Genomic DNA, 526 nt, shown 5'->3' with positions numbered 1-526 from the left:
TACTTCCGGCTGGAGCGAGAGTTAGCCGGCCTGGGTTTCCACCAGGGAGAACAGTGCGCCTTGCAAGGCACACATACCAACCCGGTCGAAAATCAAATCAGACCGCTGACGCTGACGCGCAAAAATAGTTTATTTGCAGGTCACGACGAAGGTGGCCGTTCATGGGCCCGCATAGCTTCGCTCATCGCCACCTGCAAGATCAACAGCGTGGAGCCCTACGCCTGGATGAAAGCGACACTCGAAGCGATCGCAACCGGTCACCCGCAGTCGCGGATCGACGAACTCTTGCCCTGGTCGTTCGCCCGCACCTCCTAATTCTCCGCAGCTGCCGCCACAGTCGCGACCTCAACGATTTGCAACGCGTTGATCAACCGATTTGCAGTCCGTTGCGCCAACGCGTTGCAATCCGTCCCTCCAAACCTTTGCTAATGGGACGTGGACGTCGCTTACTGCATATTTCACTGATGGTGAGCAGCGATTTCGCGCGATCATGAGCGCCGAATTCAGACGATCGTGAGCAGCCCGC

The 526-nt window shown here is 57.6% G+C and carries 1 protein-coding gene; it reads left to right on the top strand.

Annotation, left to right across the window (positions count from 1 at the left end; translation table 11 throughout):
- On the top strand, nt 1–315 hold a 315-nt coding region (locus AAFX91_RS42390; RefSeq protein ID WP_394570439.1), incomplete at its 5' end, for a transposase domain-containing protein.
- Nucleotides 316–526 lie beyond the last annotated feature (211 nt).

It is taken from the genome of Bradyrhizobium sp. 31Argb, assembly GCF_043638955.1.
GTDB lineage: Bacteria > Pseudomonadota > Alphaproteobacteria > Rhizobiales > Xanthobacteraceae > Bradyrhizobium.
Note: the sequence above shows the minus strand (reverse complement) of the source record. Positions and strands in the feature narration are given on the sequence as shown.